Origin of the sequence: Vibrio jasicida CAIM 1864 = LMG 25398, from assembly GCF_000400365.1 — a bacterium.
GTDB lineage: Bacteria > Pseudomonadota > Gammaproteobacteria > Enterobacterales > Vibrionaceae > Vibrio > Vibrio jasicida.
This window is the reverse complement of sequence record NZ_BAOG01000039.1, coordinates 17,246-40,120: the sequence shown is the minus strand read 5'-3', so window position 1 is coordinate 40,120 and position 22,875 is coordinate 17,246. Positions and strand designations below refer to the sequence as shown.

Annotated in this window: 21 protein-coding genes; 10 read left to right on the top strand and 11 right to left on the bottom strand. The window is 44.5% G+C overall.

What is annotated here, in order from left to right; translation table 11 throughout:
• Positions 1-3: 3 nt before the first annotated feature.
• The 5 genes from VJL_RS11120 to VJL_RS11100 form a co-directional block, all read right to left on the bottom strand.
• On the bottom strand, positions 4-906 hold the full coding sequence (locus VJL_RS11120) for a homocysteine S-methyltransferase family protein (RefSeq protein ID WP_038878141.1): 903 nt from the start codon (positions 904-906) through the stop codon (positions 4-6).
• Between the two features lie 167 nt (positions 907-1,073).
• Positions 1,074-1,631, bottom strand: coding sequence for a PhnA domain-containing protein (locus VJL_RS11115; RefSeq protein ID WP_038870769.1), 558 nt, complete (start codon positions 1,629-1,631; stop codon positions 1,074-1,076).
• Positions 1,632-1,911: 280 nt separating this feature from the next.
• Positions 1,912-2,121 (bottom strand): YgdI/YgdR family lipoprotein, encoded by a 210-nt coding sequence (locus tag VJL_RS11110; protein WP_005435119.1) that lies wholly within the window; start codon positions 2,119-2,121, stop codon positions 1,912-1,914.
• 135 nt (positions 2,122-2,256) lie between these two features.
• Positions 2,257-4,665 (bottom strand): VolA/Pla-1 family phospholipase, encoded by a 2,409-nt coding sequence (locus tag VJL_RS11105; protein ID WP_038877919.1) that lies wholly within the window; start codon positions 4,663-4,665, stop codon positions 2,257-2,259.
• Between the two features lie 22 nt (positions 4,666-4,687).
• The gene (locus VJL_RS11100) at positions 4,688-5,929 is read right to left on the bottom strand and encodes a porin (protein WP_038877918.1); all 1,242 of its coding nucleotides are present in this window, start codon (positions 5,927-5,929) and stop codon (positions 4,688-4,690) included.
• A gap of 411 nt (positions 5,930-6,340) precedes the next feature.
• Between VJL_RS11100 and VJL_RS11095 the strand changes: the two genes are divergently transcribed.
• Complete coding sequence (locus VJL_RS11095) at positions 6,341-7,369, top strand: site-2 protease family protein (RefSeq protein ID WP_050568835.1); 1,029 nt, start codon at positions 6,341-6,343, stop codon at positions 7,367-7,369.
• A gap of 156 nt (positions 7,370-7,525) precedes the next feature.
• Here the strand turns inward: VJL_RS11095 and VJL_RS11090 are convergent, their stop codons facing one another.
• The gene (locus VJL_RS11090) at positions 7,526-8,311 is read right to left on the bottom strand and encodes a M48 family metallopeptidase (RefSeq protein ID WP_038870761.1); all 786 of its coding nucleotides are present in this window, start codon (positions 8,309-8,311) and stop codon (positions 7,526-7,528) included.
• A 192-nt stretch (positions 8,312-8,503) separates the two neighbouring features.
• Between VJL_RS11090 and VJL_RS11085 the strand changes: the two genes are divergently transcribed.
• The 5 genes from VJL_RS11085 to cutA all read left to right on the top strand — a co-directional run bounded on the left by VJL_RS11085 (position 8,504) and on the right by cutA (position 11,552).
• A complete protein-coding gene (locus VJL_RS11085) occupies positions 8,504-8,938 on the top strand; it encodes a hotdog fold thioesterase (protein WP_038870760.1) in 435 nt (144 codons plus the stop codon).
• A 17-nt stretch (positions 8,939-8,955) separates the two neighbouring features.
• Complete coding sequence (locus VJL_RS11080; protein ID WP_038870757.1) at positions 8,956-9,189, top strand: DUF3389 domain-containing protein; 234 nt, start codon at positions 8,956-8,958, stop codon at positions 9,187-9,189.
• 79 nt (positions 9,190-9,268) lie between these two features.
• Positions 9,269-10,975 carry an SgrR family transcriptional regulator gene (locus VJL_RS11075; protein WP_038877914.1) on the top strand — a complete coding sequence of 569 codons (1,707 nt, stop codon included), beginning with the start codon at positions 9,269-9,271 and terminating at the stop codon, positions 10,973-10,975.
• A complete protein-coding gene (locus VJL_RS11070) occupies positions 10,959-11,210 on the top strand; it encodes a hypothetical protein (protein WP_038870753.1) in 252 nt (83 codons plus the stop codon). The genes VJL_RS11075 and VJL_RS11070 overlap by 17 nt, the downstream gene beginning before the upstream one ends.
• Before the next feature lie 9 nt (positions 11,211-11,219).
• Positions 11,220-11,552, top strand: coding sequence for a divalent-cation tolerance protein CutA (gene cutA / locus VJL_RS11065; RefSeq protein ID WP_038877912.1), 333 nt, complete (start codon positions 11,220-11,222; stop codon positions 11,550-11,552).
• Here cutA and VJL_RS11060 read toward each other — a convergent pair.
• Entirely contained in the window at positions 11,514-12,110 is a 597-nt protein-coding gene (locus tag VJL_RS11060; RefSeq protein WP_038870750.1) for a DUF2238 domain-containing protein, read from the bottom strand. The genes cutA and VJL_RS11060 overlap by 39 nt on opposite strands.
• Positions 12,111-12,332: 222 nt before the next feature.
• Here VJL_RS11060 and VJL_RS11055 point away from each other — a divergent pair, with 222 nt between their 5' ends.
• Positions 12,333-13,172, top strand: coding sequence for an isopenicillin N synthase family dioxygenase (locus VJL_RS11055; RefSeq protein WP_038870749.1), 840 nt, complete (start codon positions 12,333-12,335; stop codon positions 13,170-13,172).
• A 112-nt stretch (positions 13,173-13,284) separates the two neighbouring features.
• The gene (locus VJL_RS11050; RefSeq protein WP_038877910.1) at positions 13,285-13,905 is read left to right on the top strand and encodes a DNA-J related domain-containing protein; all 621 of its coding nucleotides are present in this window, start codon (positions 13,285-13,287) and stop codon (positions 13,903-13,905) included.
• A gap of 84 nt (positions 13,906-13,989) precedes the next feature.
• Here VJL_RS11050 and VJL_RS11045 read toward each other — a convergent pair whose 3' ends face one another.
• The 4 genes from VJL_RS11045 to tesA form a co-directional block, all read right to left on the bottom strand.
• Positions 13,990-15,645: an ABC-ATPase domain-containing protein gene (locus VJL_RS11045; RefSeq protein WP_038877908.1), complete on the bottom strand. Its 1,656-nt coding sequence runs from the start codon at positions 15,643-15,645 to the stop codon at positions 13,990-13,992.
• 72 nt (positions 15,646-15,717) lie between these two features.
• The gene (locus VJL_RS11040; protein WP_038877906.1) at positions 15,718-17,628 is read right to left on the bottom strand and encodes a bifunctional diguanylate cyclase/phosphodiesterase; all 1,911 of its coding nucleotides are present in this window, start codon (positions 17,626-17,628) and stop codon (positions 15,718-15,720) included.
• A 190-nt stretch (positions 17,629-17,818) separates the two neighbouring features.
• Positions 17,819-19,018 (bottom strand): enoyl-ACP reductase FabV, encoded by a 1,200-nt coding sequence (gene fabV, locus VJL_RS11035; RefSeq protein WP_038877904.1) that lies wholly within the window; start codon positions 19,016-19,018, stop codon positions 17,819-17,821.
• A gap of 83 nt (positions 19,019-19,101) precedes the next feature.
• Entirely contained in the window at positions 19,102-19,704 is a 603-nt protein-coding gene (tesA, locus tag VJL_RS11030; RefSeq protein ID WP_038877902.1) for a multifunctional acyl-CoA thioesterase I/protease I/lysophospholipase L1, read from the bottom strand.
• Here tesA and VJL_RS11025 point away from each other — a divergent pair.
• The gene (locus tag VJL_RS11025) at positions 19,703-20,404 is read left to right on the top strand and encodes an ABC transporter ATP-binding protein (RefSeq protein ID WP_038870743.1); all 702 of its coding nucleotides are present in this window, start codon (positions 19,703-19,705) and stop codon (positions 20,402-20,404) included. The two genes, tesA and VJL_RS11025, sit on opposite strands and share 2 nt — an antisense overlap.
• Complete coding sequence (locus tag VJL_RS11020) at positions 20,395-22,851, top strand: ABC transporter permease (RefSeq protein ID WP_038877900.1); 2,457 nt, start codon at positions 20,395-20,397, stop codon at positions 22,849-22,851. The genes VJL_RS11025 and VJL_RS11020 overlap by 10 nt, the downstream gene beginning before the upstream one ends.
• Positions 22,852-22,875 lie beyond the last annotated feature (24 nt).

The window sequence follows — 22,875 nt, the reverse complement described above, 5'->3', positions numbered from 1 at the left end:
TGTTTACACTGCGTTTTTCCAATCCACCAACGCTTTGATGTGTTCTGGGCCGATACCGCAGCATCCACCAATGACGGTTGCTCCTTTTACATACCATTCTTTCGCAAATTCGACGTATTCTTTAGGAGTAAGTTCGCGCATGGACTGAAGTGCGCTATTTGCTTCATGATCAGATTTAATTGCAGTAAAGTTATTTGCATAAACGCCAATATCAATATTGCTCTTGTGTTTGTTTAAGATAGCGTTGGTGTCGCTGACCGCTTTTGCCATTACCTCTGGTACCGAACAGTTGAAGTATATACCACGTGTATTAACCGAAGCATTGGCCACCACTTGTTCAATGGCTTGCGTTACGGTTTCCCCGGAACGAAGGAGTGCGGTGCTTGACACGTCGTCGTTGAGAGAAAAGGCATAAACGACCGGTTTATTGCAGCTATTAAAGACGTTTTGCAAACAAGTGAGCTCCTCTAGGCTGCAGATCGTTTCCGCAATCCAGATCGCGACATAGTCATCTTGTGCTTTCAGTAACGTTTCGAAGATCTGTTCGCCTTGCTCTTTTTCAAATAGGTCAGGGCGATAGCTACCAAATGCGGGGGGAATACAGCCTGCGACGACAATGTCGTTTGGTGATTGATTTGCGCATTCTTGTGCAATCTGAGCCGCTTGACGAGCAAGCTCACTACCACGTTGTTCGTAGAGTGTTTCACCAAGATGAAACGGTACACAAGCATAACTGTTGGTGATAATGATCTCCGCCCCAGCATTGATAAAGCTTTGGTGCGCCTGATAGACGTACTCGGGAGATTCAATCAGAGCTTGAGCGCTCCATTGTGGCTGCGAGAAAGGTGCCCCAATGCGTTTGAGTTCACGGCCCATACCACCATCAAGAATGGTTAACTTCTTCATACAACAATCCATCTTAATTTGTTCCTTCTCGAACCATAATCGAAAATGCTTGAGAGCGAAAGCGAGGAATGACAGCGATAAAATAGATAAGTAGAAGAAAGCGGAAGTTAGAAACGAAAACGGGGTCCCAATTGGAACCCCGTTAAACTTCGAAAGTAATATCGAGATTACTTCTTACGGCAGTACTCAGCGATCACGTACATTGACTGACCGCCGTTTGCCTTACCTGAAACAAGTTTAGGATCATCACCAAGGCTGATACCACGAATAACAGTACCTTGTTTGATTACTTGGTTTGTACCTTTAACTGGTAGGTCTTTGATTACGGTTACGTCGTCACCTTTTTTAAGTTCAGTGCCGTTGCAGTCAACCGTTTTGTCGTCAGCAGACATACCTTTCATTGCCCAGTTCATTTGCTCTTCTTCCATGTACATCATGTCAAGAGCATCTTGAGCCCAGCTTTCAGAGTTTAGGCGAGTAAGTTGGCGCCATGCAGTGACTTGTACCGCAGGTACTTGGCTCCACATGCTGTCGTTTAGGCAGCGCCAGTGGTTAATGTCTTTAGGGTCTTCGATCTCACCATGACACTTATCACAAACCATGATAGCAGTATCAACAGTCACGTTACCGTGTGGTGGAACAGCAAATGCTGTTAGTTGAGATTCAGAAGAACACAGTTCACATTTTGACTCGCAGCGAGCAAGCAAAGTAGCTTCGATAGACATAAGGACTCACCTTAGTAATGTTTTTTTGGTGGCGGTATTATCCACTTTATCCTGAGAAATAAAAGGGTGTTAGAGAATTAAAGGCGAGATTTTACAATATTCCAACCTGAAAGGAGTGAAGATGTAAAATATTCGCTAACCAAATAATAGTGAGAATATAAATAAGGGTGTTGATTGTTTTGAATGATGAATTAGTTGCATTGATAAAGGCTATTAGTTTCAAGTTGAGTTATTCAGAGTGAATGAGAAGTGCCCTCTGTTTTCCAGAGGGCACGGTGTTTTATCGTTCAATGATCTGTACAACTTGGTCTTTAGAAATGCTCATTTCTTTTCCATCTACGTCCTCATATTCGTACATACCAGTATCTTCATTGAGATCTGGCTTGCCGTAAGAGGTAATGATTTTCCCTTCATTCGTTGACATAAGATATTGGCTGCTACCGCAAGCGGCAAGAAGTAGTGCAGTGGCAATCACGGTCAATACGCGCATAGAGTTTTCCTTTTTAAACAAGTGAGTTAGACAAAGACATCGACTTAACTATAGCAGAGGAAATATGAGTGGGTTTGAATAGCACTGAAACGAAAAAGCCCAGTTGAAACTGGGCTTTGGTATTGCTAAAGATACTTACTTAAGTACAGAGGTATTGGTGACACCAGTTAACATATCATCCATTAGGAAGTCAGCATTTTCCATCTGCATTTCTACATGATGGTCTAAGTCAGCAAGTGTTCCGCCTGGGGATGCAAACGTACTGTGTGTTGCTGTCGCATTAAATTGAACAAAGCTAGCAGAAGGAGATACCGCAGTATTTGCACTGTTCACAGTTGTTAGCCCAAGTTTAGCCGCAAGAGGTTCAGTACCCGCGAATGGTGCGTTTGCAACATTGTTTGGTACGGTATCGTCACCATCTACCTCTGTCATGAAGAATGGTGTTGATAGTGAGCCACTTGAGACAAGATCACTTGCATTGGTAAATGGATCAACTGTATCCAGCGTAGTTTGTGCAGCATAGATAAAGCTAGAGAAACCAGCATTAAGTGCCGCTAGTTGTGCGTCGCTTGCTACTTGTTCAAATGCCTCGTAACACGCTTTGTCAGACAAGTCTGCACATGATGCATCTGCATAGCTCGCGTAATCTGTTGAAGCTGCGTACGCTAGGTTATGCTTGATCTGTGGACCAAAGTTAGACGAACCAAGCAGTAGGTTACCAATTTGGCCACCTGCGTTTTGAATTGATGCGCCGCTGAATGTGTACAACGCGTCTGCCGTTGGGCTACCCAATGTGTTGTTCGCCGCTGCTACTGCAGAAGTACCGACGATACCACCCAATGAGTGACCAAGCATCTTCACTTTTGAACCCGTCATCGGGTTAAAGCCTTGAAGCGGGCTGCTTGTCAGAAGGCCAGCTTGCGCTGAAACAACTAAGCTTGCACGTAAACCCAGCACATCGAGCACGCTTTGGCGAAGGTTATCACGCGCCACTGCTAGGTTAGAAAGGTTCAGGTAAGCCAGTACATCTGCGTTGGCAGAGCGTTGGTCATCTAAACTACGAGTACCATGGATTGGTAGATCGATTGCAATAACAGCAACACCTGCTTTAACCATATTAAAAGCAAAAGAGTACGCATTTTCTTTAGCTGATGTAATACCGTGTTGGTAAATCACGACATCTGTAGGTGTGCCAGTTTGCGGTGTAAACAACAAGAACTCTACGTCTTCGAGTGATTTAACCACTGGTACAGGTGAATAACGAGTGATAATACGGTCGCTATCCAATTGTGTTCCTTCCGTTAGATACAGAGTCGAACCAACAAGCTTTAACTGTTCTGTCGGGTCCGTAGCTAACTTAGTGACATCTACAGGATCATCGGCAAATACACCTGTAGAAAGCTGTTGAACCATGTTCGCTTGTTCGCCTTCATCCGCTAGTGCAGCACTGACTTTAGCAAGGCTAGGCATTGCAGAAACCATTGGTTGCATGTTCCAGTCAGCGCCTTTCTCTAGATAATGAGGCAGTTTTGCAACACCTTGTGTCACATTGACCGCCACGTTAGCGCCAGCATATAAACCTTTGATTGCTGTTTTAGCTGCATCCAGGTCACTAACGTACTTGTTAAAGTCTTCATCAGCGTCAAGTGCTGTAATAAAGTCTTGTGTCGTCCCCATTGTCAGCGTGTATGCGGTAGAAAGGTCAATGGCACCTTCGTTTGCGTCGTTTTTGTACACAGTATTTAACGTATTAGCACCAGTAGCAAAACCGGTTGCCGTGACGCCTTTCACAGCAGCAAGCGTATCGCCTACAGATTGTGTGCTAAACCATGATGAGTAAACAATATCAGCAGGGTTGACACTTGCGAGTCCGAAAATACCCTCTACTGCTGTCGTGGCTGCCTGTACTGAAGCTAAGTCACCAGTTTCATAAACGATCTCTTTCGTTTTACCTGTCGCATAGCTCCCTGATGTACCAATTGGATTTCCGTTTACGTCTTGAATCGCTTGAGTTACCGCGAAGATGTATTCGCCAGATTCGTCCAAAGAGTTCATAAACTGAATGTAAAGAGAATTGCCGCTCGCTTGTACAACGTAGTCAGTACCCAGCGTAAGTACTTTTTCGATTGGGTTTGAAGCGCCATCCCAATCGGTAAGACGTTGGTTTATCTTAATAACGCTGATACCAGAAGTAACAAGGCCGTCAGCAAAACCATCGCCATTGAAGTTAAGAACGATTGGCATAGACGTTGACCAACCATCCATTGTGTTCATGGCAGCTAGGGGATTGGTTAATGCATCGTCCCCGCCTGTTGGAAGGCCAAGCGTTCCGTCTGTGCTATCCATCAATAAGTAAGATGGCGCAGGAACGTCTGCATCTGCACCTTGCAATGTAAAGCTAATCGATGTGTTGCGGTCAAGTAGCGCTTGTACTTCGGGCTCAAACGTCGGTTTATCTGATGTACCAGAGCTCGATGTATTGTCACCACAACCTGCAAGTAGGATTGCAGAACAAAGCAGTGATAGTTTAAACGTATGTTTCATTGGTTTACTCCGTTAATCCTAATTACTTGAACGTGTAGTTCATTTGTACAGCACTGATGTAGGCCGTACCTTCTGAATCAAATGTGATCTCTTGATCCGCGGCGTTGGTTTCAGTAAACGAGCCAGACTTACTCTTGACGAAAGCAAAACCTGCATCGAAGGTTAGGTTTTCTTTCATTGCATAAGTCACGCCTGCGCTGTACCAAAAACGGTCGCTATCAGGGATACTCAATGTGGCTTCACCGGCTTGCTCGTCATAGGCGATACCCGCGCGAAGTGTCCATTGGTTGTTCAGAGTGTATGTACCACCGAAGGAGTAACGGTTGTTGTCTTCGTATTTTTCAGGTTTGAAGAAGCAGACACCACCAGCACAATCTTTACTGGTTGCTTTTAATTCTTTAAATGTGCTCCAGTCCGTTTGTTGCCATCCGTAGTGGATCGCCCACGTTTCGTTTAACTGATGGAATGCAGAAAGTTCGATAATAGACGGAAGAGAAATTTGCAGACGGCCATCTACTTTTGCAGCGTTGGCGACACCAGAGTCATAGCTGCTGAATTCACCTTCATCAAAGTCAAGGTCTACTTTAGAGCGGTAACCAAAGCCAAAGCGGTTGTTTTCATCCAGCTCGTATAAAGCGCCAATGTTCCAACCCCAAGCAAACGTGTCGCCTTCCATACCAATGAGGTTGTCGGATTTCTTGCTGTCAGGACCAAATAGCGGAGCAAGTGCACCTTTGTGGCGAGTTAACTCTGCGTGTGCGTATACCAAGTTAATACCACCACCAACGCTGAATTGCTCGTTAATGCGATAAGCGATATTAGGGTTTAGGTTGACGGAAAGTAGGGAGGTATCACCCGCCATATCACCGGCAGAGATATCATCTGGGTAATCAGTCGCAACACCATAGGTAGTGAACATACCAATACCCCAAGCCCATTGATCATTGATTGGGCTGATGTAGTAACCCGCTGGAACGATTTGTAGCGGTGCCACGTCGTCAGCGTGCTCTTTATGGTAAGTGTCGTAGACGTTAACTTCAGGGTCGACAATAGACAGTGCACCTGAAAATTGAGCTTCTTTAAAAAGTGTCATCGCAGCTGGGTTACGTGCTAATACGCTTGCATTATCAGCAACCGCGCCTTCACCTGAAAATGCTCTACCAAGACCAGATGCCGAGTGCTCAGCAACCTGAAAGCCCGCCGATTGGGCATTACACGCAAACAATATTGAAATTGTAAGCAGAGAGCAGTGCTTCTTGTTCATCCTTGACCCTCCTAGGGTGTCATTATGTTAGACCGAAGTCTTTGTAATTGTTGTGTAGCGATTACACCAGCTGTTGTCGGTTCGAATTACAACTGCGATGTAACGATAATGTTAATTGTATGTTTATTAACTTGTCAAAGATCATACCTATATTACGTTTTAAATTTGATGCATAGGTCAAATGGCATTTAGTAAGGCCATGTATTATGGTGATATTTTTATAACAAATGGTACGACCAGAGTTTTTTTGTAAATCTGATGGTTAAATGATAGTCAAACACTAGTTGTTAACATGCTTTTCGTTCGATTCCTTTACAGGCATAATCCGCACTTCGTGTTTATCGCATTGGGAATAGCGTGGAATTACTACACATTGAATTTCTTGGGAGACCATTGAGATTAGAAGGGTCAATGGCTGGATGGCAGCAGTTGTTTTGGGATAACACTTTGGTATCGCAAATTGATGCCAGTGAGGATGATTCAGGCAAAACCTCACATCAATTTAAGCTTTCTTCAGCGGAAGAGATCTTATCTTGCCAACTCGACTGTGAGCTAAATTGGCAACCGTTTGATTTCAAATATCAAGCGTTTATCGACGATGTTTTGGTTACCGAAGGGACAAGAAACGAAAAAGACATTGAGCGTCAGATACCGGTTGAAGCGCCGCCAACCGAAAAGCGTTTTAGTTTAATTGGTATGGTGTCACTGGGGATGAAAGCACTGAAGAGTGCGAAAGTCATCAAGGTTGCGCTTGCGTCGGCAAGTTTAGCAGCGTACTCCTGGTTATTTTCCATTGAGTTTGCTTTGGCATTGTTGGCGTGTCTTGTTTTTCACGAATACGGGCACATTAAGGCGATGAAGTACTTCGGCATGAAGACCAAAGGAATTTATCTCATCCCGTTTCTTGGTGGTTTAGCGCTGAGTGATGAAAAGATAAATACTCGATGGCAAGACGTGGTTATTTCCATAATGGGGCCGTTCTTTGGCTTGGTGCTTAGTATCATTTTCACCGTTCTTTACTGGATGACTGGAGAAATGATCTTCGCAGGGTTGGCAGTGTTTAATGCACTGTTAAACCTTTTCAACCTATTGCCGATTCTACCTTTAGATGGTGGTCACGTCTTAAAAAGCATTACCTTTTCAATGAATACTTGGGTCGGGCTTGTCGGTAGTATTCTCGCAGCATTGTTTGGAATCTATATCAGTTACACGTTTGGTTTAACGTTATTAGGATTTCTATTAATGATGGGCATGTTGGAAGTGGTAATGGAATGGCGAACGCGACATCATAGCCACTTATTGCCGTTAACTCGTTATGGCCAACTGTTCTCGTTTGCATGGTACTTAGTATCCGTCGGTGGTTTTGTGGCGATCATTTGGTACTTTGCTGGGTTAGGAGATAGCTTACTCAGTTTGCCATTGCAAATTCTGGGCACCTAATTTTCGCTCTCGAGCTGACCAATCTCATCTGAAGCAGGGACCATAAAGGCAAGAACTAAAAAGAAAGCTCCGGTAGGTTTTAGCCTAACGGAGCTTTCGTGTTTCTGGTGTTAGATTAATTATGTATTTTTACGTAATACAACCTAAAACATTAAATTACCCGCACTTCGGAGCTTTCACGGTAGAAGCTGGCAAGGTTTTAATGGTGGCCTGCAAATCTCTGATACGAGTGTTATGCGATGGGTGGGTTGAGAAGAACTCAGGTGGTTGCGCACCACCGGCTTTGCCCATATTTTGCCAAAGATCGACGCTCTGATTCGGGTCGAATCCCGCCTTTGCCATAAAGCCAAGGCCAACAATATCCGCTTCCGACTCTTGAGTTCTACCATAAGGAAGAATCACACCATACTGAACACCAACACCTAATGCCGCCATGGTCATTTGCTGGTATTGCTTGTATTCAGAGGCGCCGATTGCAACATTAGCAAGGGACAACCCTGCGTTGGTGAGTTGGCTTTGAGAGAGGCGTTCGTTACTGTGATCCGCTAGGACGTGAGCAACCTCGTGGCCAATAACGGTTGCTAGTTGGTCTTGGTTTTTAGCGACTTTCAACAGTCCTGTGTATACGCCAATTTTGCCACCGGGTAACGCAAAGGCGTTCACTTGGTCACTATCAAAGACAACCACTTCCCAATCTTTAAACCCAGCTTGTGGTGGAATGGTATCAGTGATTTGTTTTGCAACACATTGAACGTATGCATTGGTTTTCTTGTCTTTGCTGATCGGGATCTCTTTCTTCATTTGATCAAACGATTTTGCGCCAAGTGAAGACATTTCTTGATCAGAAAACATTAAAATCTGATTGCGGCCAGTAGGGGAAGAACTGCACGCTGTTAAGCCAGCTATAGTGAAAAGCACTGATGCTTTAATCCATGTTCTCATAGTGGGGTCCATATAAATATTTTCTGTTTTGTACCAATAGTATAACGCTTAGTAAAGAAACTTTAAGCCATTATGTTGATCACGTTGAACGATGTGTTTCGTCTTGAAGTGATGTTACGATCGGGACTATCCTAGAGGCACTTCAAATCGAGATTACCAGTGGTTGTAACTGGTTAGAATAAGAGCGAAAACATGAGTATTTGGAAAAAGCCAATGAGCTTGGAGGTTCTTAACGCTACGTCTAAGAACACCATGATGGAACATCTGCAAATCGTCTATACCGACTTCACTGACGACTCGCTTACCGCGACCATGCCTGTGTGCAGCTTTACTCATCAGCCATTAGGGATGCTTCATGGTGGTGCATCGGTTGTGTTAGCAGAAACGTTAGGCTCACTTGCCGCTAATTTCTGTGTGGGCGAAGGCAGTTACTGCGTTGGCTTAGACATTAATGCCAACCATGTGCGTGCGATGAGAAGCGGTTACGTTATTGGGACGGCTACACCAGTGCATTTAGGCGTATCTACACAAGTTTGGCAGATCAATATTACCGACGAACGAGAACGTTTGGTTTGCACCAGTCGTTTGACCATTGCAGTCAAACATCAAAAAGAAAAGACAGCATAATTCAACGAAGGTAAGGCATGGTTATCGAATTTTCTCTGGGTAAGATCATCGCAACCCAACGTGAAATTGTCATCAAGTTAACCGGTTCGGGTATGGTTACGATGCAAGCCCAAACTGATGCAATTCAATTGCTTGGTCGTGGTGCGAATGTGGTGTTAGCACATGGCGCAGAAACAAAATGGTCGATCAAACTCGACGATGAAGATCAATTACGCCAAGTAGCGCAAGAAATTGGTATCGACATTCAATAATTTCACTTCCGAGGTTTGCACTTTTTGCAAAAAATGAGGAAACTTAGTTTATCGCAATGAAAACTAAAATTTCCTCTTTATGAGCAGTCCTCGTTTACGTGTTCAATTCGAAACACTGTTTGAAAAATTTTCTGGTAATGACACGGAAGTTCAACTCGAAGACATTACCGAAGCGCTCTTTTGTACTCGACGTAATGCCCGAATCGTTCTCAATAAATTAGAGGAAGAAGGGTGGATTGAGTGGCATCCTGCCGCTGGTCGAGGAAAACTCTCTAAACTTGTCTTTAAACGTAATCGCAGTGACGTGAGTGAAAACTTGGCTCGTCGTTATCTTGATGAAGGAAAAATTGGGCAAGCTTTAGAAGCGTTAGACAATGATGCCGCCAAACTGACTCAGGTAATCCAAGGCTACCTTGGTTTGCAGCACCGTCAGGGTGAGCAAGTCGTCCGTTTGCCTTACTATCGGCCATTAGCCATGTTGAATCCTCAGAAACCGATGCGTCGGTCTGAGCAACATATTGCCCGACAAGTATTCAGCGGTTTGACTAAGCTCGACGACAACGAACAACTGCAGCCGGATTTGGCGCACTATTGGGAAGCGCTATCCGATACCCATTGGCGTTTTTATTTGCGCCGAGGTGTTCGTTTCCATAATGGAGAGTTGCTCACGACGGACTGTGTTATTGAAAGCATTTCTGCATTGAGTGGCTTGAATCTGTTTTCTCATATAGAAAAAGTGATTTCACCAGAACCGTGGACGGTGGACATCCATCTTGTACGTCCTGATAAGTATTTGCCCCTCGCGTTGAGTGAGTCTCAGGCGAAAGTCCTGCTTCCCAAGACGCTTCGCTCAGAAGAGTTTGATCGAAAACCCGTCGGTACAGGGCCATTTCAAGTCAAAGTAAACGATGACAAACGACTGATATTAACAGCGTTTGACGGTTATTTTGGACTACGTCCGCTACTTGACCAAGTCGAAGTCTGGGTGATTGATGAAGCGTACTCTTCGATGGTTTACCCAAGCTTATCAAAACCACAAATGGACAAACAAGCCTCCACCGACGAAGTCGAACTGGACCCAGGCTGTACCTTTTTACTACTCAATAAAAACAAAGGGATAGCGAAAGATCCACGTTGGGCAGAGTTCCTAAGTCAGGTATTGAACAGCTATCAAATTTACTCTCTTGTGCCACAAGATAAGGTCATCGAACTCGGAGTGCTTCAAGCATTTGGATTGAAACCTGGTTGGATAGATCTTAAGCCGACAATGGGAGGTGATGCGCCTCAAAAAGAGAAAACGATTTGTGTTGCTTATCAGAAAAAACACCCAATGTTTCCGGTCATCGGGAAGGCTATTAAAACACTGTTAAAGCCGCATGGTATCGATGTAGATTTCATTCGCTATGATACTCAGCCGCCTTCCCCAGAAGAAGTGGATATTTGGATTAAAGCCATGGGCATTGCAACAAATCGCAATGACGCACTAGCAGGTTGGCTACTAGACTACAGTGATATCGATAAATTTAGCGCAGGGTACGACTTTTCTAGATGGGCAACGCTGGTGGATCAGTGGCGAGCAGGGCAACACAATGATTTTCCTGCACGAGAGCTTGGTCGACAATTAGTGAAAAGTTGCCAAGTCATCCCGATGTTCCACTGCTGGCTTGGCGTAAACAAAGACCACAGTGGCGCATTACAAAACGCCAAATGCAACGCACTAGGCTGGTTCGACTTTAGCAATGTATGGGTAAAACCAGAAATAGAGAAAAATGGCGAAACCGAATAAAAAACAACCGACAAAAACCGTCGAAATATACTGCGCAAAATGCAAAGCTCAGCTGTTTAAATACCGTAAAGGAGGAAAGGGTGCTTTGGTCAAATGTTTTAAAGAACGTATTGTCGAAGACTTCACTAAAGTGCCTTGTGTTTGTCCGGGTTGCGAGCAAGAGTTTGCACGAGATACGTTGGTAAGAGGAACGCCCGCCTTCAAGATGATTGGCGGTAAGGTCACGATGAAATAAGAGTCAGTTATGAGCGAACAACACGATTACTGCATGGTACTGAGTACAGCGGGTACACAACAAAACCGAGATGAAATTATCAAAGGTCTACTAGAGGCTAAACTCGCTGCGTGCATTCAAACTATGCCAATAGAAAGTCATTATGTGTGGAAAGGGGAAATTTGCAGCGATAACGAATGGCTCATGGTGATTAAGACGCGGCGTGATTTGTATGCATTAGTGGAAGACAAAATAAAAGACCTGCACGAATATGAAGTTGCTCAAATCGTACAGGTCCCAATTGTCGAAGGGTTTAATCCGTATTTAGAATGGCTTCGCCAATCGACGTTGAGTTGTCAGTAATAACAAAGAAACTATCGCACCCATGGTGTCGCACAACATGTCTTTCTGGGCATCCCAAATATCGCCCTGTGATCCCAGAAAGGCAATGCCTTCATCTCCACCCGCAATCGCGGCGTACCACCATTCAATGATCTCGTAGCCAGCCGCTAACGACATGATTGCAAACAAAGCAAACCAAGAAGCGAAGCTTGCGCTGATTTTCTTTTTATTAATCAGATATTCAGCGATTGGGTATGCGTATAAGCCAATAGAAAAGTGCGCGACTCGGTCGAAGTTGTTGCGCTCAGATCCAATCAAATTGTTAAACCAGTCAAAGGGGACTTCTGCGAACGTGTATTTTGCGCCAATGGTATGTAAGCAAAGCCAAATGAACATCAATACGTAAGCGGTGTTACTGAATTGGTAACGAATAGACAGTGCCCAAATCGCGATGAGAATACCAATGGCTGGTACGATTTCGGCAAACCACACCGCTCGAGAGCTCGGCTCTAACGCTGAAAACAGAAATACGACGGCATAGAAAATGGTTAAACCCAATAAGGTAGAAGTATTCTTCATAGAGAAATTGATCCTTCAATTAAATACTGACGTTATGATTACACTTAATTGAACGCTGTGCAATTGTTTGTTTTATCAAAATAATGATTACTGTTTTTGTTGATATATTGGCAAACTGCTCAACAATAAAACGTTTGCGCGGAAACATTTCATTAAAGTTTGATTTACAACATGCCCATCCATAGAATTCACGACTCAGTCTAATAAAAAAGAAGTAGAGTCATGAAACTGGAAACTGTCGATTATCTTGCTGACGATGCTGCTCAACAGTTCGTCACCTCACTACGTGAAACTGGGTTCGGTGTATTAAAAAACCACCCAATCCCACAAGAGCTGGTCGAGTCAATTTACAAAAACTGGTACGAGTTTTTCAGCTCAGCGCAAAAAAACGATTTCCAATTTAATGTTGAAACACAAGACGGTTATTTTCCACCTTCCGTTTCTGAAGTTGCGAAAGGCCACAGCGTAAAAGACATCAAAGAGTACTTCCATGTATACCCATGGGGTCAGATCCCTGTGCAGCTAGAAAAAGAAATCTTAGAGTATTACGAACGTGCGAACGCATTTGCTCAAGAATTACTTGGCTGGGTAGAAGAGTACGCACCGAAAGAGGTTCAAGAGAAGTTTTCTATTGCGCTGTCTGAAATGATCAACAATAGCGACAAAACATTGCTACGCGTTTTGCATTACCCTCCAATGACGGGTGAAGAAGAACCGGGAGCAATTCGCGCTGCGGCTCATGAAGACATCAACTTACTCACGGTGCTGCCTGCGGCAAATGAGCCGGGCTTGCAAGTTAAGAGCAAAGAAGGTGATTGGTTAGATGTGCCTTGTGACTTTGGTAATATGATCATCAACATTGGTGACATGCTACAAGAAGCGTCAGGGGGTTACTTCCCATCAACGACACACCGAGTCATCAACCCAACGGGTGGTCGTCAAGAGAACTCCCGCATTTCTTTGCCGTTATTCCTCCATCCAAAGCCTGATACAGTGCTTTCGGAACGTTACACAGCACATAGTTACCTGATGGAACGACTACGAGAACTCGGCGTTATTTAAATCAATGAGATCTTCGTTCAAAAGGCCGACCGTTTCTTACTGTCGGCCTTTTTGTGTTTATGGTACAAATTGACTAGCTTTAGAGAATAAACCGAGAAAACAAAGAGGATACATGGACGAACAACATGACGTTTGCCAACGTGGTCATCATGATATGGAAAATCCATTGTTATGGCCGATCCTCGAAATCCTCAAAAAGAAACCTTCAGGCTGGAAAGTGCATACTCTAGCTCATGAATTGAGTGAGCATGGTTACATTGCCCAATTAGACTCATCTCCAGATAAAGATCTCTTCAAACGTAACTTCTTGTTGATGAATGCGCTCTATCAATTACAAGAAACGTTATATCCAGAAGGTTGGCTGCAAGTTGAAGCCATGGACATCGTGTTAATGTCCTCATTAGAAGCTACGCGCCATACTGTCGACACGACGAATCCGTTACGAGAATACTACCTCGACTGGAGTAATTATGAAGCCAACGAAGGAGAGGTACGCCGATTGCTGAATGACTTTTGGAATCGCTATCAACACTTCATTGGTGGCTCATCCAGTTCTTGTATTGATAGGTCCAAAGCGTTGAGTCTGTTTGAGTTAGGGCGCGACGCGACAAGAGTGGAGATCCGTAAGCAATGGCGAAAATTAGCGTTGCGTTGGCATCCAGATAGAGAAAACGGCAGCGCAGAACGCTTTCGTGTGCTGTGTGATGCGTGGAACGTATTAAGAAACGGATAGTTAACTAGAAAACAGTTGAACATAAAAAGGCAGCGGTGAAACGCTGCCTTATTTAATTCTTCTTTAGGTTCTTGAACGATAGAATCAGTTGGTTGGCTTAAACTGAGATTTACGCATGCGGTTTAACGCTGCCATTACGTCAAGTGTACGTGGCTTAGCCAGATCGCCTTGCTTAGGTAAGTTTGCGTGCCATTCGCCAACTAGCATGTCATCAATCTCTTTCGCAGGGTTGTTACACCAACCTGGAAGTTGCGCTAACTGGAACCACAGCCAGCCAATGGTGTTCACTTCATCCGCGGATTCTAGTTGCTCCAAAGCACTTAAATCAGCGAACTCTTTACCGAAGCGAAGTGAATCTTTGCCTTTTGCATTTACGCGGAATTTGCCATCCATCAAAATGTTCATTAACGCGACACGATTAAGTGCACGCGGACGGAACGTTTGCAGAGGCTCTTCAGATTCGTTATGACGCTGAGTAGGGTGCTGAGCTATCACTTGTTTGGCTTTTTCTGTCACGTTAACCGCTTGGTAATCGTGCATTTGAATGACGGTGTCTGCAACGTCTAAGTAATCACCAGATCCCCCCATAACAATAATGGTTGATATCTGCAGCTCATTACGTAATTGGCCAATACGATCCACAAGGGGAGTAATTGGCTCATCACCTTTTGCAACCAATGCCTGCATACGCTCATCACGGATCATAAAGTTAGTCGCTGACGTATCTTCATCAATAAGCAGTGAGCTTGCACCGGCTTCAATTGACTCTTGCAACCAAGCGGCTTGAGAGGTTGAGCCAGATGCATCTTGAGTAGAAAAGTCGGCGGTATCTTTGCTCATTGGTAAGTGGTTGATGTAGTTCGACAAGTTCAAGTGATGAACACAACGGCCGTCTTCTGCACGAATCTTCATCGCGTTTGCATCGGTAACAATGTACTCACGGCCATCACCTGGAATGTGGTCGTAAATAGAACGCTCAATTGCATTCAATAACGTTGATTTACCATGGAAGCCACCACCAACGATCAATGTAATGCCTTTTGGAATACCTAGGCCTGTTACGTAGCCTTTGTTAGGGGCGTGGAGTGTAACTTGAAGGTTTTCAGGGGCTTTGAATTCGACCGCTTCTTTCATTGGTAGATCGCAGTTACCTGCGATACGAGGAAGAATGCTTCCATTCGCAACGAAAGCTACGAGATTGTTCACTTCCAATTGTTCACGCAGCGCCGCTTGATCTTCCACCACTTGGCAGTGTTCTAACAAGGCTTCTTTGTCTAGCTCACGTTCCAGCGTTGCACGGCGGATGAATTTTGGTAGATGGAAAGTCAGAATGTTATTGGCTTTTTTACCAAGCACTTGACGTCCTTCCGCAGGAAGGTTTACGCGGAAACGTAATTCAATACCTTCTTCAGTAAAAAGGACTGCCGTGTTGTCTAGCACGGTCTGGCCGCTTAGCGAGATAGTTACCGTATTCTCTTGTTTCGCAAATTGCTCAAAGCTGCGTGCAATGAAATCACGCGCTGCGCGTTGGAAAGCTGGAGATTCATCTTTTAGCCATTCAAGGCCAGTGAGTGACCAAGCACGAGTTGCACGCAAGCGAGAAGCAGAAGCGTATGGGTCGCCTTGTACATGATCAATGTACAGATTGAAATCATCGAAGTCGTATTGACCCTTGATTTGCTGGTAAGCGCGGTAGTTCTGCTTTTCGATTTTTTTTAGCGTGGCAGTCAACTGATCCATGAAGATATTGGCCTTTTTATTGGAAGCGGGCGGCGATTATAGAAACCACCGCAAGCAGAGTAAAGCAAATGCTTAGGAAGAATAGGTGTATTGACCACCCAAGAGGTTTTGATTAAACAAACTTTGCTCAAATTCGTTACAAGGCATAGGCTTGCCATAAAGAAACCCTTGCCCAATGTCGCAGCCTTCACCAATTAAAAATTGTTCTTGCTGGGCGGACTCAATGCCTTCTATGACGACTTGTAACTCCAACTTTTTAGCGATGTGTATGATAGAACAAATAATGGCACGGTCATCATCGGACTTATCCATTTGCTGAACAAAGCTTTTATCGATTTTAATCGCATCAAACGGGTATTTCTTTAGGTAACTGAACGACGCGTAACCTGTTCCAAAATCATCTAGTGACAGTGTCACACCTAGATTGTGAAGTTTATTCAATGTATTACGAGCAACAACCTCATCAGCAATGAGAGCGCTTTCGGTGACTTCAAGTTCTAGAAAGTGAGCGGGCAGATGGAAGGTTTCAAGTAGGTGTTCAATTTGTTCCGCAAAGTTGACGTTCTGCAATTGGATGGGTGATACGTTAACGGCAATCTTAAAGTTATCCACTAACTCAGACCATTGCTTAGCTTTATCGATGGCGGTGCGTAGTACAAACGAACCGACTTCAAATATCAAACCATTTTGTTCTGCCATATGAATGAGAGCCTCATTCGAAACATCGCCTAATACTGGATGACGCCAGCGCAGTAGGGCTTCTGCACCGATCCACTTGTGAGTATGGGGCAGTACTTTGGGTTGAAAATAAAGCATTAAGTCGTCGTTTCTAACTGCTTGGAGTAGGTAGCTTTCTAGTTGGTTATGGTTATTGAGTTCTTGTGTATGGCTTTCGCAGAAGTAACTGTAGGGTTCACCTGACTCTTTACAGAGCAGCATCGCGTAGCAAGCGTTTTGTAGCAGTTGTTTGGAATGGCTGTTTCTGTGCGCTTGAACAACCCCAATGTAAGAGTGTAAATGGACCTCGGTATCTTCGATGTAGAAATTACCAACACTTACATGTGTGATATCTTCTAGCAGTTTCTGGACTTTGTTTTCGACATCTTCTCCCGATACGACAATCACAAGGTCATTGGAGCTTGGTCGACCCGTGACAAAATAACTGGTTTCGTTATGGCCCAAGCGAAAGCGAAATTCTTTGAGTACCTCATCAAAACCTTCAAAGCCAAATTTTGTCTGTATGCTTCGTGCGTTGCTGAATCCTACGTTAATCACTGCAAGCGCTTCGTGTTCATGATTCAATGTTTCTAACGTGCTATCGAGGACTTTCTCTAAGGCGGAACGGTTTAAAAAGCCTGTACCTTGGTCGTGTGTTTTTTGGTAACTCACTTGCTTTTCTGCGGCTTTACGGCGGTCGATTTCTTTGGTTAAGGAATAGCTGAGTTGTGCTAGGTCAGTGGTCCGAGTTTCGACTCGGTTTTTAAGTTCACTGTTTAGTCTCATCAGCTTGTGTTGTTGAAAAACCACCGCAAGCTGCGCTTCGATGGACTCTTTGAAAGTATTTAAAAGCTGCCGATAAGTTGCGTTGTATTGATTTTCTTTGGAGTCGAGCATGCAGATCGTTCCAAATGTTTCCCCATTTGGCCAGTAAAGGGGCAAGCCGCAGTAAGAAATCATACCAAGCTTAATATCAGGATTATTTTTCCATTCGTCATCGAGCAAAGCGTTGGGTACCATGAGCTCCCTTTTGTGTTCAATGACATGTTCGCAATAGAGGCCGTGTCCAAGTCCTTCTTTATCACCGACTTTGTAAGGGTTATTTTGTGTCTCGCTGGTGGTGTTGACTTCGATATGGTTAGGGTGGATGCGCATGATGAGCGTGGTCGGAACATTAGCAATTTGTGCGAGAAGGTTGACGATGTTTTGCCAACTTTTCTGCATGGAATCCGGGATCTTATAATCTAAAGTTTGCAATGTTCCCATAAGGTATCCTTCCCGAACGTTCACTTCCTGTGAATGGAGGTTTGTTTTTATTCTTGTGTTGAGGCTGCTATTTAACCACTCGTTAAGATTAAGTATAGGGGTGGGAGATTTCGAAACAAAAAAAAGTCCTGAAAACCGTTCAGGACTTTGAATTACTTGGCACTATCTCACCTATGAGACAAGCTGTTGGCTACGGCTTGAGTGCTTTTAATGTTTTTAAAGAGATGTCTTGTGAGTAATCCACGCCTTCAAAGTTAAACCCGTTCAGCTTCATGAACTCATCTTTGAAGCCTTCATAATCGCCAAGCTCTTTAAAATTGTCTGCGTTCATTTGTTCAAGGATGGCAGAGACCTCTTGTTGAACTTGTGGATCTAACTCAAGATCATCAATACGGATCAAGCGTTCACCATCGACGGGTACTTTTTCTTGGTCATACAGCTTAGTTGTGAATAAACGTTGCATTTGCTCAATACATCGTTCGTGTGTACCTTTCTCTTTCATCACGCGATAAAGCGCTAGTAGATAAGGGCTCAACGCCGGTATGAATACACTCGCTTTGGTCACCAAAGCTTTACACACCGTCGCGTGAGCGCTACCGCCGAAGTTAGCCATTTTCAAATTCAACGAATGGCTGGTTTGGTGTAAGTCTACCTTTGCTCGGCCCAACGTACCGTCAAGGTAGATAGGGTGAGTTACTTCTGGGCCCATGTAAGAGAAAGCAATGGTTTTACAGCCGTCAGCGACCGATTCTGAGTTGATTAAAGCATCAATCCAACTTTCCCAGTCATCACCGCCCATGACTTTGATGGTCGCTGCCGCTTCTTCTTCGGTTGCTGGTTCAAGCGACGATTCAACCCATTGATCGTTCTCTAGCATAATTGAAGCGCCAGTGACTGACTCGCCGATAGGTTTGATGACACTGCGCCAAAACTCTTCTGAATTCGGCATAGGGCGAACACCCGTAGCCAAGCTGTAAATAACTAAGTCAACTTCACCTTCAAAGTAGGTTTCAATCGCTTCAATCACTTGATTACGGACTGTATCCGAAAAGGCATCACCAACGATGTTGATGGCTGTACGGCCATGATGTATTGCTTCTTCTTTAAAAAAGATATTGTTGTACCAACCTGCGCTACCAACCCCTTTGTCTGACGGGCCGCGTTCAAAAGATACGCCAATTGTGTCAGCTTCTGCGCCACCAAAGGTTAGGGCGATACGAGCGGCCAATCCAAAGCCGGAGGAAGCACCAATGATCAAAACCCGCTTTGGGCCTTTTTTGATTTGTGGCGCTTGTTTTACGAAATCAATTTGCTCTTTGATGGAAGCACGGCAACCATATGGATGCGACGAACGAGCTACAACACCTTGAATTAACGGTTCTATTTGCATTTTTATTATGTGACCTTGGTGAATAAGATTCAGATAAGAGTAACGTAAAGTTAGGTAAAACTTATTGAGCTAGACCAGTAAAATTAGAGATGTTTAACCAATTCTTCCGCGACAAAGTCGGCAATAAAAGGCTGTGCCTCTGGTTTAGGGTGTAGGCCGTCGGACATCATCCATTCTGGTTTGATGATTACGTGCTCTAGGAAGAAAGGCATCAACTCAACTTGTTGATGTTCTGCGAGCTTAGGGTAGATATCGTAGAACATGTCACTGTAGCGTTTACCGTAATTAGGCGGTACACGGATTTGCATCATGATCACATTCGCACCAGAATCTTTGATCATGGTAATCATTTTCGATAGGTTCGACGTAATAAGCTTAGGTGGGAAGCCTCGAAGTCCGTCATTAGCGCCTAGCTCGATGAGTACAACGTCAGGAGAGTGTTGCTTCAATAACTGGGGTAAGCGGGCCAAGCCGTTTCCCGTGGTGTCACCAGAGATACTGCCGTTAACAACTTTTACATCTTGGCCATGTTCTAATAACGCGTCTGGGAGTAAGCTAGGCCAACTCTCCTCGATCGGCATTTGATAGCCAGCGCTCAGACTGTCGCCCAATACAAGAAGCTTTTCGCTCGCCATAGCGGTTGCGGAAAGACTAAGAAAGAGAACTAAGGAAAGTATACGAATCATGCAAACACCTGTACTTAAAGCACCTATTGTTCAAGCGAATTTGGTTTCTAAACAAGTTTCTACTAATCAAGAACAATTAACAATCCTTAAAAATGTAAACGTCGACATTAGAAAGGGAGAAAAAATCGCCATCGTAGGTACGTCGGGAGCGGGTAAATCGACGCTGATGACACTGCTTGCTGGCCTAGATACTCCAACATCGGGTGAAATTACATTATTAGGGCATGAGCTTTCCAAATTGGACGATGAAGCTCGCGCTAAAATCCGAGCAGATTCGTTGGGGTTCGTATTTCAAAGCTTTCTTCTTATCCCAAGTCTCAGCGCGTTGCGTAATGTCACTCTTCCTTGTCTCCTACGTGGTGAGGCTGAGAATGATGCAAGAGCGACTGAATTGTTAACCGCTGTTGGTTTGGAAAAGCGACTTGACCACTTACCGAGCCAACTATCAGGGGGTGAGCAACAACGCGTCGCACTTGCAAGAGCGTTTATGACCCAGCCGGAGTTGTTATTTGCTGACGAACCAACTGGTAACCTAGACCATCAAACCGCAGAGAAAGTCATCGAGCTGTTATTCGACCTCAACGAGCAACATGGAACGACCTTGATTCTTGTCACCCACGACAGTCATTTAGCAAGCCGTTGTGACCGCGTTTATCGAATGGAAGCGGGTGAAATGATAGAGGAGGTGGCATGTCCGTAATTTCTTCAAGCGAACAAGGTTCCGACCAAGGGCACGTTAACCCTAAACAATCACCAAATAAGAGTCTTATCCGCTGGAGTTTAGGTGAAATACGCCAAGGTAACTTATGGCCCATCAGTGTGGCATTGGTATTGGTGATCGCTAGCATTTTCGCATTATCGGCGCTGGCGGAGCGAATGGAGCAGGTGATCATTAAACAAGGTAAGGATGCGTTAACTGCTGACGCTGTTTTTGTCTCTGCCAATCCGATCCCAGAACCGCTTCTAGCGAGCACACAAGCGCTTGAACGTTCAACTATGACGCGGTTTGCGACCATGGCTTTTAGTGAGAATGGGATGCAGTTGATTACCGTAAGGGCGGTTGATGAAAACTACCCACTTATGGGTGACCTAGTACTGGATAGTAATGAGTCAGGTCATGTAACGCAGAACCAACTGTGGCTTGATGAACGTATTATGGCCCAGCTAGAAGTGAGTAAAGGTGACATTGTCACGATAGGCGATGCTGATTTTACGGTTTCAGGCGCTGTATTAATGGAACCGGGGCTGAGTTTTAATCCTTTCCAACAAATGCCTTCCGCCTACATAAGTTCGTCAGACGTGGTCAAAACGGGCGCAATACAAGTTGGTAGTCGAGTACAATACCGATTGTTTCTGAAAGGTGACGACGCGACTCTTACTAAATTGCAAGACAGCACCCAGCTTTCACCCAGTGACCGTTGGCGAACACAAGACACCGCAAGTCGCAGTAATGAAGTATTCGACCGCACGACTCAATACTTATCTCTTACCGTTGCTATTGTCATCATAATGGCGGCAACTACATTAGTATTAACGTGTCAAAGTTACGTGAACAGCCGTACGCAAACTATTGCGATGTTAAAGAGCTTAGGGGCAAGTCGTCGCTGGATCGAAAAATGGCTTTTAATACAGGTTACGATTCTGTTGGTGAGTGCAAGTGTCGTCGGCATCTTGCTTGGCAGTGGGTTAGAGTACCTATTGCGAATCCCACTGAAAGACTTGCTGCCAAATCCATTACCTAGTTACGGCGTCACACCAATACTTGTGTCTGTCGCCTCTGCCATATTGATCACGGTGCCTGCACTTGGGATTCCACTACTTGGCCTTATCAAAACTCCCGCCTTAGAAGTGCTCCAGCAAGGGACTGCAAAACGTTCATGGAAGCGTATGTTGTTAGTTTTGGTCCCAGTGGTTCCTCTATTGGTTATTTATGCCAATAACACGTTGGTGTGGATAGTCTTAGCTGGTATTGCGAAATTATTTATTGTGTTGGCGGCGGTGAGCGTTGGACTCACCAAATTATTTGCACGTCTATCAACACGCCCTGCAATGAAACTGGCTTTAAGTCGTATCAACAGAACGCCGCTTACGAGTGGACTTCAGTTTGGTGCATTATCTTTATCTCTAATGTTGCTTTCTATTATCTGGTTGGTGCGTAGCGATATTCTGGCTGACTGGGCGAGGACTCTTCCAGCTGATGCCCCGAATGTATTTGCTTTAAATATTGCGGACTATGAGTTAGATAGCTATCTGGAAACGTTAGATAAAAACCAAGTGACACGGTCACAAGCGTTCCCAATTATTCGTGGTAGATTGACCGAAATTAATGGCGAGAACGTTAAGGAAATCGAGTATCAAGGCGAAGGGTCTGATGCGATTCGTCGTGAACTCAACCTGACATGGGGCGATGTGTTACCTGAATACAACGAAGTGCTTTCTGGTGAGTGGACGAATAAGGACAGCGTCTCAGTCGAAGCTAAAGTTGCAGAGGACTTAGGGATAGGGCTGGGTGATACACTTCGCTTTGTGATTAACAGCCAGAATTTCGATGCAACGGTTGATAGTATCCGACATGTAGAATGGCGAGATATGAAGCCCAATTTCTACTTCATTTTTTCTTCGGATGTCATGGCTAGCTTACCTGGCTCCTATTTGATCAGTTATCGTATTAGTGAAGATGATGATTCGTTACTAACTTCAATGTCTCGCGCTCATCCAACGGTTTCGGTTCTTGATATTCGTACGATGGGAGACAAGATACAAGAACTCGTACAACAAATCGTCTCTGCTATTACTATTCTTGCTCTATTGGGTGTTGTTGCTGGTTTATTACTGATCTTTACGCTGTTAAGGCTGAGCCTCTCTCAACGACAGCAAGAAATTCGCTTGTATCGTACCTTAGGAACAAGTAAAAAACGGATCAACACTACGTTGTGGGCGGAGTATGGGATCATGGCCGTTGTTGCGAGTGGTGTAGCCGTCATAGCTGCAGAGCTTTGTGTCGCTGCTGTGATGAAATATGGCTTTGATCTGAACCCACAGATCCACCCAGAATTGTGGATAGCTTTGCCTCTGGGTACGTTTGCTGTTCTAGCCTTAGTGGTGATGAGTTTATTGAAAAGATTGTTAACCCCTGTAAACACTTAATGCAACGTGAGTTAGTCACAGCGG